Here is a 14,153-nt window from a genome sequence, read left to right as displayed (position 1 = left end):
CGGTGCATCCCATCCGGACAAGGAGGTATGCGGTATGAAGGTGGCCCTGTTGACCATGTTTTCCGGTCTGTCCCCCACCTACTCCCTGGTAAATGTGGCGGCGGACCAGATCCGGATGCTGCTGGAAGCTGGGGTATCAGTAAAAATGCTGGTCAGCGAGACCTGCCCCGACCAGGAGCGGAGCGGCATTTTTGTAGATGAGCGGCTGGAGTGGGTCAAGATCACCAACACCCTCCACGGGCAGGCCATCCAGTGGCACGACTACTCCTCCCCCACCGGACAGGTCCACGACACCTTTTTTGAGGAGGCCGACCACATTGCCCAAGACCTTGTGGCCCATCTGAAGGATGTGGACGTGTGCATCCTCCACGACATTCTCTACCAGGGCTGGCATCTGGTCCACAACATCGCCGTCCGCAAGGCCCAGCAGGCACTGCCCCACCTGCGTTTCCTGGCCTTCACCCACTCCTTCCCGGCAGCCCGGCCTCCGGAGATGGAATACCCCTTCTCCGCCCGGTTTACCGACCTGCCCCGGACCAAATTTGTCTACCCCACCCGCTCGGGCATCCCGGCCCTGGCCCGGCAGTACGACGTGCCGGAGGGCCGGTGTGCCGTGGTGTACAACACCCTGCCCCTGATCCCCTCCATGAGCGAGGCGGCACAGACGGTGGCCCGGCACATGGATCTGACCCGCCCGGACCTGCTGGCGGTCTATCCCGCCCGGCTCACCACCGGCAAGCGGCTGGAGAAGGTGGCCGCCCTGGCGGGCGCTATCCGCGCCGCCACCGAGCAGGACATCAAGGTCATTTTCTGCGACTTTCCCAGCGCCGATATTTCCCCCAAGGTCTACAAGGCCATGATCCGCACCGAGGGTAAAAAGTACGGCCTGGGGGACGGGGACCTGCTCTTCACCTCCGACATCGGCTTCCCCGACGGCTTCCCCCGGCAGGGGGTGTTTGAGCTGTTCCAGCTATCCAACCTCTTCATCTGCCCCTCCTACTCGGAGTCCTTCGGCCTCACCGTGCTGGAGGCCGCCAGTCGGGGCAACTTTCTGGTGCTCAACCAGGCTGTCCCCGCCCTGAAGGAACTGGGGGAGAGCCTGGGAGCCTACTTCATGCGATGGGACGCCCGGAACTTTGGCTTTGACACCCACGAGAGCTACTCCCCCTCCGAGCAGGCCTACTATGAGGAGCACGGGCGGGCCATCGTCAATCTGATGCGGGAGGACCGGAGCCTGAACGCCAAAACCATCGTGCGCCGCCGGTACAACGACCAGTGGATCTGCCGCAATCAGCTGCTGCCCCTGCTGGAGGGATAAAAAGAGCCCCGATGAAGCGCTGCTCCATGCAGCGCCCCATCGGGGTTCTCTTTCCTTCTCTGTTAAAAATCAGCGTTGCCCACCGTTCTGGGATGGAGCTCCACGTCGCGGATGTTGGACACGCCGGTGAGGTACATGACCATCCGCTCGAAGCCCAGGCCGAAGCCGGCGTGGCGGCAGGAGCCGTAGCGCCGCAGGTCCAAGTACCACCAGTAGTCCTCAGGATTCATGCCCAGCTCCTTGATGCGGCTCTCCAGCAGCTCCAGGCGCTCCTCACGCTGGGAACCGCCGATGATCTCACCAATGCCGGGCACCAGGCAGTCGGCGGCGGCAACGGTCTTGCCGTCGTCGTTGAGGCGCATATAGAAGGCCTTGATGTCCTTGGGGTAGTCGGTGACGAACACGGGACGCTTGAAGATCTGCTCGGTGAGGTAGCGCTCGTGCTCGGTCTGCAGGTCGCAGCCCCACTCCACCTTGTAGTCAAACTTATCGTTGTTCTGCTTGAGCAGCTCCACTGCCTCGGTGTAGGTGACGCGGCCGAAGTCGGAGTTGGCCACGTGCTCCAGCCGCTCCTTCAGGCCCTTGTCCACAAAGGAGGAGAAGAAGTTCATCTCGTCGGGGCACTTCTCCATGACGGTGTTGATGATATACTTGATCATGGCCTCAGCGGTGTCCATATAGTCGTTCAGGTCGGCGAAGGCCATCTCGGGCTCGATCATCCAGAACTCAGCGGCGTGGCGCTGGGTGTTGGAGTTCTCGGCGCGGAAGGTGGGGCCGAAGGTGTACACGTTGCCGAAGGCCATGGCGAAGTTCTCGGCGTTGAGCTGGCCGGACACGGTGAGGTTGGCCTTCTTGCCAAAGAAGTCCTTGGAGTAGTCCACCTGGCCATCCTCGGTCTTGGGCACATTGTTCAGGTCCAGGGTGGTGACCTGGAACATCTCGCCGGCACCCTCACAGTCGGAGGCAGTGATCAGCGGGGTCTGAGCATACACGAAGCCCCGGTCCTGGAAGAAGCAGTGGATGGCGTGGGCAGCCACGGAGCGCACCCGGAAGGTGGCGGAGAACAGGTTGGTGCGGGGCCGCAGGTGCTGGATGGTACGCAGGTACTCCACGCTGTGGCGCTTCTTCTGCAGGGGGTAGTCGGGGGTGGAGGTGCCCTCCACCTGGATCTTGGTAGCCTTGATCTCCAGGGGCTGCTTGGCCTCGGGGGTCAGAACCACGGTACCGGTGACAATGAGGGCAGCGCCCACGTTCTGACCGGCGATCTCCTTATAATTGTCCAGCACATTGGCGTCCAGGACCACCTGCAGATTCTTGAAGCAGGAACCGTCGTTGAGCTCCACAAAGCCGAAGCTCTTCATGTCCCGGATGGTACGGGCCCAGCCGCAGACGGTGATCTCCTTGCCGCCGAACTGCTCCTGGTCCGCAAAAATCTGTGCGATTTTGGTGCGTTCCATTTCCATTTCCCTCGATTCGTAAAAATTGGTCTCAGTGGGCACTAGTATATCATTTTTTGCTGATTTTGCAAGGGGTTGCGGGGAATTCTCCCCCCAGAAGGTCCCCAAAGATCAGCTTTTCCTGCTCCCCGGCGGTAACAGACCGGTCCCGGAACTGGTAGAGCACCCAGCCCAGCACCGCCAGAGCCGCCGCCAGGGCGTATTCCAGGCCGCCCAGGGCGCCGGGACTCATGGGCAGCAGGATGTTGCCCGCCAGGAAAGCAGAGGCCAGCACGCCAAACACCGCCGTCACCTTCCCGCCGGGCATGGACACCGGCCGGCGCAGCTCAGGACGGCTTCTTCTCAGCCACAGCACCGCCGCGAAGGACATGACCCACATGACGATGGTGGTCAGGGAGGCCACATTGATAAAGGGGATGAAGAAGAGCTTGCCGGTGAAGGGGGTAAGCACCACAAAGGCGGCGGTGAAGCAGATACACCGCACCGGCGTGCCGTACTTGGGATGGAGGACGGCAAACTTCCGGGACACCAGGGCAAAGCGAGACAGGCCATAGAGCATCTGGGCGGAGGAGTAGAGGGTGGAGTTCATCACGCCCACCGCACCCACAAAGGCGGTGACCAGGAAGAGAAGCCGCACCCAGGGCAGGCCGGTGATGGACACCAGCACGTCGGCAAAGGGGGCGGTGCGGCCCACCGCCTCGGTCCAGGGCATACAGCCCGCCACGGCGGTGGACACCAGGCACAAAATACCAGTGACCAGAATGAGGCAGGTAATGAGGGCGGCCCCCGCCTTGCGGGCTGCGGGGCCGGTGGCGTCGGCCGCAGCCTTGGACACCGTCTCCCACCCGGCCACCGAGAACACCAGCAGAGAAAGCAGGGAGGCCGAACCGGCGAAGTCAAACTCCATACCCCCGTCGGCGGCATACACCGCCGGGTCAAAGTGGGCGAAGCACACCGCCAGACCGATGGCGCACATGACCAGCAGCACCACCGTGGCGATCTTGGCCAGGGAGGCACACACATTGGCCCCCTTGATCTGCACCCACAGAATGGCTCCCGCCAGCAGTAGCTGGAGGATCAGGTTGGGCAGGGTCACCGGAAAATCCCCCACATGGTAGAGCACCATGCTCTCCTTCAGAACGGGGAACAGCTCGTCCAGCAGGGAGATGGCGGCCAGGTCCACCCAGCAGAACACGATGGTGTTCATCAGGATGCCCGCCCAGCCCACGGCAAAGCCCCCTCTGGGGCCGAAGGCGGCGTAGGAGTACACCACCTCGCCGCCCGGCAGGGGGAACATAGGGATGGCCTCCATGTAGGCGAAGGCAAAGGGCAGTTCAATGATGATGCATAAAATGAAGGCCACCGCCAGATTGAGGGGCCCCCCCGCCGTATCCAGCCAGGTGCCGGTGAGCAGCAGCCAGCTGGTGCCCAGCATACAGCCGATGCCCATGGCCACCAGCCCGAAAAAGCTGATCTTGCTGCCTCCTTGGCTTGCCATATCCATCCCGCCTTTGTATCAGATAACGCTATTATACCGGTCCGACGAAAAAGCCGCAACCCCAACGTATTGGGGCTGCGGCGTTCCGTTTAATAAGAATAGAGGGGGATCAAGAAGGTCCAGGGGGCGGTGACAATGGCCATGGTCAGGGCAATGACATGCCGCTGCCGCCCGTCCAGCAGGGCGCAGGACTTCATGGCCCTTTTGTCCAAGAAGTAGATGCACACACCGGCGATGGCCACACCGGCCAGGGTGTACAGGAAGCCGGGCAGGGTGCGGAAGGGGTTGAGGAAGGCGGCGGAGAGCACCTGGTCCACCCAGCTGCCCACAGGGTCCGGCAGCAGGGAGAGGTACCAGAAGCCAAACAGGAACATCGCCCCGATAAAGTCGGCCAGAAAACCCAGCAGCCAGAACTTCCACCACAGCCGTTTCAGCACCGCCTTTTTCCCGGTATGCTTCAACACCGCCAGGGTAATGAGCAGCACTCCACAGTCGATGATCAGATTCCCCGGGAGGGTGATGATCCACACCTGGGGAAAGAAATACAGGATCCAGATGGGCAGCAGGATATTGTACAGCTTCACTTCCCGTTTCATGACTTGCGCTCCTTTCCTCCGCAGAGGGCCCGCCCGATCAGCCAGCCCAGGAAGATGGCCCCGCCGATCATGGCCCACAGCGCCACCTCCAGCTGCCACAAAAAGCCGCCCTGCTTCCAGCCATACACGCCTCCCGCCAGGGGGATAACCAGAAAGCCCAGGGGGAGCACCATGGGCCACCGGCGCCGGGTCCATTTCCCCAGCAGCAGGGTGAGGAGTAGCGCACCCACCAGCGGGCCCCAGAACAGCAAAAGCAGCATCTCCACTTCAAGCCCTCTCCTTTCTCCGGCAGCGCCGCCATCCCGCCAGCCAGCCCAGGAGGATGGCCCCGCCCACGACACCCGAGTACAGCATCCCCAGTTCCCAGAACCTATTTTTTATCAGGTATTGATTGACGGCAACCATCAGCGGAATAGCCAGAAGCACCAGGGGCAGCAGCCGAAGAGGGCGGAAGCGCCCCATGGTCAGACGGCAGATCAGCCGGGTGAGCACCATCGTACCCAGCAGAGCACTCAGAATGGGCGCGCCGCCCATCATCAGCAGATACAGCCGGTCCATTCAGTCCTCCTTCTTTTTTCTGGGCCAGGCCCCCGCCGCCACCCCCAGCAGGCCGGAGCCAAAGGCGATAGCGCACAGGAGAATGAGTATGGTGTGATTATAGAGCAGGAAGACAGCGGGCAGCACCCCCACCGCGCACAGCACCGGATAGAGGGGACAAAAGCCGTGCCACTCCCCCAGGAACATACCGGCGGCCATACACCCGATGGGCAGCAGAATCCCCACATAGATGGCACCGCTGAACAGCGGCATGCCGCCCCCCTCCAGCAGCCGGAGCAGCCAGGGCAGCCCCAGGCAGATGAGCAGGATCACCGGGATGAAGGGCAGGGTCTCCTTCCACTTCCACTGAGAGGGCTTTGGAATGAGCCCCAGCTTCTTCCGCATGGCCTCCACCTCACTGTTCCAGATGGCCCAGCGGACCAGCCAGATAAAGGCATAGACCAGGGCCAACAGGAAGAGATAAACCACCAGAGGCACCCACCTCCCCCAGTTCCACCCGCACAGGCACACCATCAGGGTAAGCGCTCCGGCGGTAACAACAAAGTGGGCCAGGGACCGACGGACCAGAGTGGCCCCGTCGTTGGCAAAAGGCAGGGTAGACACCCCCACCACCGCCCCCATCAGGAAGTAGAGCCCCAGCTGGACCGCCAGGGCGGCGGGGCCGGCCAGCCGCTCCAGATCATAGCTCACCAGCCGGAAGGGCGTATGTTTCCCCATGGCGAGGAGACCTCCGCTGACCAGGTCGTTGAACAGTCCCCCCACCGGGACCAGGGCCGCTATGCCGATCAGTCCGCCGATGAGGATGCGGACCAGCCACTGCTTCTGTCTGTATGTCACAGGATCTCCCTCCTTTCAAAGCCCCAGGGCCTCCTTGATTTTCTTCACATACCGCCGGGAGACGTAGCACACCGTCTCCTCCGCCAGGGTAATGCGGATGGTACCGGTGAGACCCAGGTCCATGGCGGTGATCTTACGCAGATTCACGATCTCCGAGTGGGAGATGCGCACAAAAGTGTGCCGGTCCAGCTTGGCCTCCAGCTCGTAGAGCCGTTCCCGCAGGTCGAATACCCCCTGGGTGGTCTGGACCTTCACCCCCTTCTCCTCCCCGTAGCAGCGGAGGATGGCGTCCTCCTCCAGAGGCACGGCGGTGTCCCCACGCCAGCCGGTAAGGATGCCCCCTCCCTCCAATCGGGCCGCCAGGGCTTTCACCTCGTCGGTGAGGGCGGGAGCCGTGATCATGATCTCCGGCCCGTCCCGCTCCGGATCGATGATAACCGTTACCTTCATGCTCCCCCCTCCTTTCAACCCCACTATAGCGAAAACGGGGCCGTCTGTCCACGATTTTCGGACAGACGGCCCCGCTATGAGGACGGTTGGTTCAGGCAAGGGCCTGAATCTGGGCATTGAGGGAATCAATGTCAGGCTGACCCACCGGGTCGTTGGTAAGGCTGTATTCCCCTTTCAGGGACAGAATACGGTAGACGCTCTGGTCCAGCCGCTCCATGGAGATGCGGCCGGAATCCACCGCCGCCAGCAGCGCCTCCCGGGCGGCGGTCAGGTTGTCCGCCTCATGGCACACCAGCAGCAGATCGCATCCGGCCTCCACCGCCAGGACAGCGGCCTCCCCCATGCCGTATGTATCCGAGATGGCCGCCATGGTGAGATCGTCGGTGCACACCACGCCCTCATAGCCCATCCCCTGCCGCAGCAAGCTGGTGACCACCGCGGGAGACAGGGAGGCAGGCAGGTCCGGGTCGATCTGGGTCATGAGGATATGGGCCACCATGACCGCCGGGGCGGGGTCCATCTTCTGCTCCCCCCAGTATTCTCCCGAGAGCGCCATGCCGAAGGGGACCAGCTCACTTTGCCACAGCTCGTCCAGAGTCTTGTCCACCACCGGCAGGTCCACGTGGGAGTCGACACTGGTGTCCCCGTGGCCGGGGAAGTGCTTGACCACCGGAATCACCGTTCCCGCTTCCTCCATGGCCCCCACCGCATGGAACCCAAAGGCACTGACACTCTCCCATTCCACGCCGAAGGCCCGGTCACCGATGACCGTGTTTTCCGGATTGGACCAGATGTCCAGACTGGGGGCAAAATCCAGATTGAAGCCAAAGGCGGCGCACTCCGCCGACAGCAGGGCGCCGTAAGCCGCCCCCGCGTCCTCCTGGCTCAGGCTCTCTCCCACCTGTCCGGCACCGGGGGTGCGATCCACCTCCGGAGGCATCCGGTCCACCCGTCCCCCCTCCTGGTCCACGCACAGGAAGAGGGGGACGTAGTCACCGTTGAGGGCCTTCAGACCGTTGGTCAGGGCGACCAGCTGGTCGGCGCTCTCCACATTCCGGCCGAAGAGGATGATGCCGCCCACCTGGTAGTCCTGGATGGCCTGGACCGCGTCCTCGCCGGGCTCGGTCCCCAGGATGCCCGCCACCAGCAGCTGGCCCACCTTCTCCTCGGTGGTCATGGCCGCCAGAGCCTCCGCCACCGGGTCCGGGGTTGGGGTAGGCTCCGGCGTGGGAGTTGGAGCAGGCGTAGGCGCGGTGCTGGGCGTGGCCGCGGGAGCGGGGGTGGAGGCGGCCGTTTGACCGCCACACCCCGCCAAAAGCAATACAGAGAGCAATAATATACCACTCAGAATACGCTTCATCATCGTTTTCGGCCTCCATTGCGCCGTTTGGGCACATGCATGGCCCGGCCCTTACCCGGCTTGCGGGGGCTCTTTTTGCCACCCCGGCCGGGCCGTTCCTTGGGCTCCTCCTCCCGCTTCTTTCGGGTCACCGGGGTGCCGCCAGGGAGGATAAAATCCACCTGGCCGCTCACCGGGTCGGCGGCGGCGCACTCCACCTCCAGGGGCATACCTAAGGTATACCGGCCGCTGCCGTTGTCCTCCAGCAGAGTCAGGTGGGCCTCGTCGTAGTGCCAGCCTCCGCCGGGCAGGGCCTCCACGGGCAGCAGGCCCTCCACGCCCCCGGCCACCGACACGAAGAGGCCGAACCGGGTAACGCCGGACACCACACCGGCGAAGGTCTCTCCGATGTGGCCCGCCATGAACTCGGCCAAATAGCGCTTCTCGATCTCCCGCTCGGCCTCCTGGGCAGCCAGCTCCCGCTGAGAGGACTGGACGGCGGCCCGCTGGACGGCAGTGGTCAGCTTCTTCTCCTGCTTATCCAGGGACCCGTCCAGCAGGGCGGACAGCACCCGGTGGACCATCAGGTCGGGGTAGCGGCGGATGGGCGAGGTGAAGTGGCAGTAATACTCCGCCGCCAGGCCGAAGTGGCCCAGGTTGTCCTCATCGTACCGGGCTTTCATCAGGGAGCGCAGCACCATCATGGACACCGCCCCCTCCTCCGGCTTGCCCTTGGCCCAGTCCAGCAGCTTCTGGAGGGAGGGACTGTCGGCATTCTTCAGGTCATAACCCAGGGGGGCCACCATGGTGCGCAGGGCCTGACTCTTCTCATCAGAAGGCTTCTCGTGAACCCGGTAGACGCAGGGCTTGTGGAGGCGATTCAGGTACTCCGCCACGCACTCGTTGGCCGCCAGCATGAAGGACTCGATGAGCTTCTCGCTCTCCCCCTGCTGCCGCAGGGCCACATCCACCGGCTTGCCCTCCTGGTCGCAGATCACATAGCTCTCCTTGGTCTCCAGGTCCAGGGCTCCACGGTTCCGCCGCATCTTCTCCAGCTGTTTGGCCAGGCCGGCCATGTCCTTCAGCATGGGCAGGATGTGGGCGTACCGCTCCGCCAGGGCAGGGTCCTCCCCCGCCAGCAGCACATTGCAGTCCTCATAGGTCATCCGCTCGGTGGAGCAGATCACCGTCTTGGCGATGGTGTGGTCCACCACCGTGCCGCTCTGGTCCATGGTCAGGATGCAGGACAGAGCCAGCCGGTCCACATGGGGGTTCAACGAGCAGATGCCGTTGGACAGCTCCACCGGCAGCATGGGCACTACCTGGTCGGCAAAATACACCGAGGTCCCCCGCTCGAAGGCCTCCAGGTCCAGGGCGGAGCCGGGACGCACGTAGTGGCTCACATCGGCGATGTGGACCCCCAGCACCCAGCGGCCCGTCTCGTCCTTTTCCAGGCTCACCGCGTCGTCAAAGTCCTTGGAGGATGCTCCGTCGATGGTGATGATGGTCTTGCCCCGCAGGTCCAGCCGCCCCTCCAGAGCCGCCGCTTCCACCGCCTGGGGCACCCCCTCCACCTCCATGAGCACGGCGGGCGGGAAGGCCCGCTCAATATCGTGGGTGTAGAGGATGGCCTCCACGGCGCTCTCCCGCCGGTCTGCCGGACCGAACCGCTCTCGCAGGGTACCCATGGGGGCGGTCCGTCCGCCGCCGAAGCTGGTGATGGCTACGGCGGCCCGCTCGCCGGGGCGCACCCCCTTCCGCTTGGTGAACACCTGGATGGGGCCGGGCAGGCGCTCGTTGTCCGGGCGCAGCCACAGGGTATGGTCCTGCCGCTCCAGCACGCCGGTGACCGTCTTGTTGGCCCGCTCCAGTACCTGGACCACCTTGGCCACCCGGCGGCCCGCCTGGGGGTCCTCCTCGGTGATGCGGGCCACTACTTTATCTCCATTCCAGGCGCCGCCGTCCGCCCGGGGCGGGATAAAGCAGTCCTCCCCCTCCTCCGGGATCAGAAAACCAAAGCCGCGGCCGCTGGCCTGATAAATACCAGTCAATTCTTGTCTGTCTTTCATAAACATTCCTTTCTCATGGCTTTTTTCTTTATTATACCCCCTTCTGCGCACCTGCTTCAACGAAAATGTAAGACCTCCGGCACATCTGCCGGAGGTCTTACGGCGTTGCTTTATGGTTTGGCGCGGGCACCCCGCACCAGGGCCAGGGTGAGCGTCAATGCCGCCGCCAAAGCGGCGGTCTGGGCGGCTGCCATGAAGCCCTGAAACAGCCCCAGGAGCAACCCGCCCCGGATGATGCCCTCCTCATTGACAAAGAAGCTGCATACCAGACTGAAAATACGCCAGGTAGATAGCCCCGCCGCCCACAGCACCGCCGTCAGCACGATGGTACCGGGGGCAGGCCGCTTATACAGATCGGAACAGCTCCGGGCCGTAACTATGATCAGAACGATCATAACGGCCAGCATCAGCCAGCCCACAAACAGGCGGAGATAGTTCATGGAGGCTGTGTACCATGGGGTGGACAGCACCAGATGCCAGGTGATAGAAGTACCCATGGTCCAGTAGATCTGCTGAGGCAGGTAGACGCCCCAGGCACACCACAGTCCCAGCCGCTTCTGGATCTTCAGGCAGAAGGCCCCGCACAGGATGAACGGCAGGATGAACAACAGGCCAAACAGCAGTCCATCCAGGCCAAATAGCAGAACGCATATCAAAAACCCCAGCAGGCCCACCGCCAGCAGCACGGCTCCTACGGTCCTGCGCACCGGCGTGGGGGCGGCGCTCTCCCCGGTGGTTCTCTCGGGCTTCAGGGTCTCACCCGCCTCCCGGGGCTGCTCTTCCGTGCCGCACACCAACTGGTCCAGGGTGACGCCGAACAGGCGGCTCAGCCGCACCAGCTTGTCCAGGTCGGGCACCGAAGCATCGGTCTCCCACTTGGATACCGACTGCCGGGACACCTCCAGCGCATTGGCCAGGTCCCCCTGGGACATGCCCCGGCTGGTGCGCAGCTGGTGGATGGTCTCTCCCAATGTCATAGAACTCCTCCTCTCTTTCCCGCTCAGTATAGCGGAAAAGCCGTTCTGCGTCCACCAAGTTCCCTTGTATTGGGCGCAACCAGCAGTTGCACCCCGCTTTTTTGCAACAAAAAACGCCCTTCCGGACTCGGAAGGGCGTTTTTTCGCTTTCTCAGAGCAGGCAGATCACAAAGGTCAGGATCATAAAGCCGATGGCCACCCACTTGGTCATCTTGGCCAGCTTGGCGTCCCAGCTCTTAGCCTTGTTCTTAGCCATAAAGGTGTCAGCAACGCCGGCGATGGCACCGGACAGACCGGCGCTCTTGCCGGACTGGAGCAGCACCACGGCGATGAGGAACAGGCAGGCCGCCACGTCGATAATGCTCAGAATCAGCTTGGTGATATCCACGCTACATCGTCCTTTCGTCCCCGCAAACGGGGCATTGTCCATGCTATTTTTGCGCGCGACAAAGTCGTGCAGTCTCTTACACGTAAATGAAATGATAGCATAAACAGCGAACGATTGCAAGGGTTTTTCGCATTTTTTAAGCAGATGCCCGCAGGATTTTCCTACTGCCCCAACAGGTTGCCAGGAAATAGCCCCCGTACACCGCCACCAGCAGCAGGGCAGTGACCGCACTGGAGGCGGCGGCGTCCACCTTGCCCACCTGGGCAATGACGGCATTGGCAGCAGTCATACCCACCACGGCGTGGACCAGCGCCAGTGCCAAAGGCAGGAAGAAGGCCAGGAACACCTGGATATCCACCGACCGGCCCCGCATCCGCTCGGACACGCCCAGCCGGGACAGCACCCGGTAGCGCTGGGCGCTGTCGGCGGCCTGGCTCAGCTGCTGGAGGGCCAGCACCGCCGCCGAAGCCACCAGGAACACCACGCCCAGATACAGGCCGATGAAGAGCACCAGCACCTTGGTGCCCATCAGCTCCATCCAGGTGGACAGCTTGGTGGTATAGGTGTAGCTGTAGAGGAAGTGGGCCTGGTCCAGCGCCGCCAGGAAGGCCTCCTCCGTGGTCTGGGCGTCCCCGGCGTAGTCGGCCAGGAAGTAGCAGCGGTCGGCCGTCAGGCCCTCCTCCACCTGGGGCACCAGGCGGACGCGCCAGCTGTCCACGAAGGAATCCACCACCTCCTGCCCCCAGGCGGCAGCGTAGGCGTCATAATCGGCCTGGATCATAATGGAGTGTCCATCCTCATCCCGATACACCGGGAAGGAGAGCCAGCGGCTGCACTGTTCGTCCGGGTCAAAGCCCGCCTCCTTCAGCGCGGCGGGCAGGTCGGGGATCTCCCCCTTCTCCTCCCAGACGGCCAGCTCCACGTCCTGGACGATGGTCTGGTCCGCCATCTGGGCCACGGTGTTGTTCAGGCCCACCGAGGTGGCGGTGATGCCAATGGCCAGCAGCAGCATGAGGCAGATCACCGTCATGGACCGGTAGGTGGTATTGATGTTGGCGTTGAACTGCCGCAGGATGAACATGTTAAGGTTTTTGTAGTAGAGCTTCTTGTTGCTCTGGCACAGCCGCAGCAGGAAGCCGGACAGCGCCCGGAAAAACAGCAGGGTACCCAGGCTGCCCAGCCCCAGCATCACCCAGAACAGGGCGTCCACCCGCAATAGGCCCCGGGTGAGCAGCATGGCGTAGGCGATGACCAGCAGGACACAGCCCGCCAGGAAAAAGAAGACCGAGGCTCCCAGGGAGCGCACCTTCAGCTCCTGGTTCACCCGCCGGGCCCGCAGCAGGTCGATGAGCTTCCGCCGGGATACGGTAAAGGCGTGGTAGAGCATCACCAGCAGGAAGATGGCCGCGAAGGCCAGGATGGTCTTCAGCAGGGCGGGAACCGAGATGGAAAAGGCGAAAAAGGTCCTGGGCACCGCGAAAAGCCCGGCAGTAAAGATCGACAGGGCCTGGGAGAGCACCACACCCAGCACCAGCCCCACCACCAGGGCCACCAGGGCGGTGACGGCGGTCTCCGCCAGCAGCAGCCGGGCCACCTGCCAGCGCTCCATGCCCAGCATCAGGTAGGTGCCCAGCTCCCGGGAGCGGCGGCGCACCAGAAAACCGGATGCGTACAGGATGAGGAAGGCCAGCACCACCCATACAAAGACCGACAGGATGCCGATGAGCTGCTGGATGGCCCCAACGATATTGGTCCGGGGATGCTGGGCCAGATAGCGGATCACGGTCTGAGTCTCCAGAGCGTTGAACACATAAAAGAGGCACACGCCGAAGGCCACGGTGAGGAAGTACACCCCGTAGTCCCGGAAGCTGCGCCCCACGTTTTTGACCGCCAGCTTAGAGAACATTGCTCTGGTCACCTCCCAGCTCGGTCACCACGTCGATGATCCGCCGGAAAAAGTCTCTGCGGTCCTGGTTCCCCCGCTCCAGCTGGGCAAACACCGCGCCGTCCCGCAGGACGAGAATGCGGTGGCAGTAGCTGGCGGTAAAGGCGTCGTGGGTCACCATCAGAATGGTGGCCTGACGGAGCTGATTCATCACCTCGAACCGCTCCAGCAGCAGCCGGGCGGACTTGGAGTCCAGGGCGCCGGTGGGCTCGTCGGCCAGGATGAGGGCGGGCTGGGTGATGATAGCCCGGGCGGCGGCGGTACGCTGCTGCTGGCCGCCCGACATCTGGTAGGGGTACTTGTTCAGGCACTCGGTGATCTCCAGCAGCTGGGCTGTCTCCTTCACCAGGGGGTCCACCTGCCGGACCGGGGTCTTGCGGATGGTGAGGGCCAGGGCGATGTTCTCATAGGCGGTGAGGGTGTCCAGCAGATTGCAGTCCTGGAACACAAAGCCCAGCCGCTCCCGCCGGAACCGGGAGAGTTCCTTCTGCTTCAGGGTGGTGATGTCCTGCCCCTCCACCCAAATATGTCCCGCTGTAGGGGTATCAATGGTGGAAATACAATTTAGCAGGGTGGTTTTGCCGCTGCCCGAGGGGCCCATAATACCCACAAACTCCCCTTTTTCCACCGAAAAATCCACATGATCCACCGCGTGGGTGACCGTTCCTCTGCCATAATCCCGGCACAGTCCTTCTACCTTCAGAATCTGCTCCATTGTGTC

The 14,153-nt window shown here is 63.1% G+C and carries 14 protein-coding genes; 1 reads left to right on the top strand and 13 read right to left on the bottom strand.

Going from position 1 to position 14,153, the window contains the following annotated elements:
• Positions 1–34 precede the first annotated feature (34 nt).
• Positions 35–1,318: a glycosyltransferase gene (locus J9789_RS00315; protein ID WP_209341210.1), complete on the top strand. Its 1,284-nt coding sequence runs from the start codon at positions 35–37 to the stop codon at positions 1,316–1,318.
• Positions 1,319–1,380: 62 nt separating this feature from the next.
• Here the strand turns inward: J9789_RS00315 and asnS are convergent, their stop codons facing one another.
• The 13 genes from asnS to J9789_RS00250 form a co-directional block, all read right to left on the bottom strand.
• Complete coding sequence (gene asnS / locus J9789_RS00310) at positions 1,381–2,775, bottom strand: asparagine--tRNA ligase (protein ID WP_209341209.1); 1,395 nt, start codon at positions 2,773–2,775, stop codon at positions 1,381–1,383.
• Between the two features lie 49 nt (positions 2,776–2,824).
• Positions 2,825–4,273: an APC family permease gene (locus tag J9789_RS00305; RefSeq protein ID WP_209341207.1), complete on the bottom strand. Its 1,449-nt coding sequence runs from the start codon at positions 4,271–4,273 to the stop codon at positions 2,825–2,827.
• A gap of 89 nt (positions 4,274–4,362) precedes the next feature.
• Positions 4,363–4,869 (bottom strand): hypothetical protein, encoded by a 507-nt coding sequence (locus J9789_RS00300; RefSeq protein WP_209341206.1) that lies wholly within the window; start codon positions 4,867–4,869, stop codon positions 4,363–4,365.
• Positions 4,866–5,135 carry a hypothetical protein gene (locus J9789_RS00295; protein WP_209341204.1) on the bottom strand — a complete coding sequence of 90 codons (270 nt, stop codon included), beginning with the start codon at positions 5,133–5,135 and terminating at the stop codon, positions 4,866–4,868. Before J9789_RS00295 ends, J9789_RS00300 begins: the two co-directional genes overlap by 4 nt.
• Before the next feature lies 1 nt (position 5,136).
• Positions 5,137–5,427 (bottom strand): hypothetical protein, encoded by a 291-nt coding sequence (locus tag J9789_RS00290; RefSeq protein ID WP_209341202.1) that lies wholly within the window; start codon positions 5,425–5,427, stop codon positions 5,137–5,139.
• Positions 5,428–6,264, bottom strand: a complete 837-nt coding sequence (locus J9789_RS00285; protein WP_209341200.1) for a DUF3021 domain-containing protein — start codon at positions 6,262–6,264, stop codon at positions 5,428–5,430.
• Between the two features lie 15 nt (positions 6,265–6,279).
• Positions 6,280–6,714, bottom strand: a complete 435-nt coding sequence (locus J9789_RS00280) for a LytTR family DNA-binding domain-containing protein (protein WP_209341199.1) — start codon at positions 6,712–6,714, stop codon at positions 6,280–6,282.
• Between the two features lie 91 nt (positions 6,715–6,805).
• Positions 6,806–8,077 (bottom strand): beta-N-acetylhexosaminidase, encoded by a 1,272-nt coding sequence (gene nagZ / locus J9789_RS00275; protein WP_209341196.1) that lies wholly within the window; start codon positions 8,075–8,077, stop codon positions 6,806–6,808.
• Positions 8,074–10,173, bottom strand: a complete 2,100-nt coding sequence (rnr, locus tag J9789_RS00270; protein ID WP_209342216.1) for a ribonuclease R — start codon at positions 10,171–10,173, stop codon at positions 8,074–8,076. The genes nagZ and rnr overlap by 4 nt, the downstream gene beginning before the upstream one ends.
• Positions 10,174–10,232: 59 nt before the next feature.
• The gene (locus J9789_RS00265; RefSeq protein ID WP_209341194.1) at positions 10,233–11,099 is read right to left on the bottom strand and encodes a helix-turn-helix transcriptional regulator; all 867 of its coding nucleotides are present in this window, start codon (positions 11,097–11,099) and stop codon (positions 10,233–10,235) included.
• Positions 11,100–11,250: 151 nt separating this feature from the next.
• Positions 11,251–11,487, bottom strand: a complete 237-nt coding sequence (gene secG / locus J9789_RS00260; protein WP_348633605.1) for a preprotein translocase subunit SecG — start codon at positions 11,485–11,487, stop codon at positions 11,251–11,253.
• Between the two features lie 136 nt (positions 11,488–11,623).
• Positions 11,624–13,393, bottom strand: a complete 1,770-nt coding sequence (locus J9789_RS00255; protein ID WP_209341190.1) for an FtsX-like permease family protein — start codon at positions 13,391–13,393, stop codon at positions 11,624–11,626.
• Complete coding sequence (locus tag J9789_RS00250) at positions 13,383–14,147, bottom strand: ABC transporter ATP-binding protein (RefSeq protein WP_209341188.1); 765 nt, start codon at positions 14,145–14,147, stop codon at positions 13,383–13,385. The genes J9789_RS00255 and J9789_RS00250 overlap by 11 nt, the downstream gene beginning before the upstream one ends.
• Positions 14,148–14,153: the final 6 nt, after the last annotated feature.

This window comes from Flavonifractor sp. AGMB03687, from assembly GCF_017811815.1.
GTDB lineage: Bacteria > Bacillota > Clostridia > Oscillospirales > Oscillospiraceae > Flavonifractor.
This window is presented reverse-complemented; position numbering and strand designations above follow the sequence as displayed.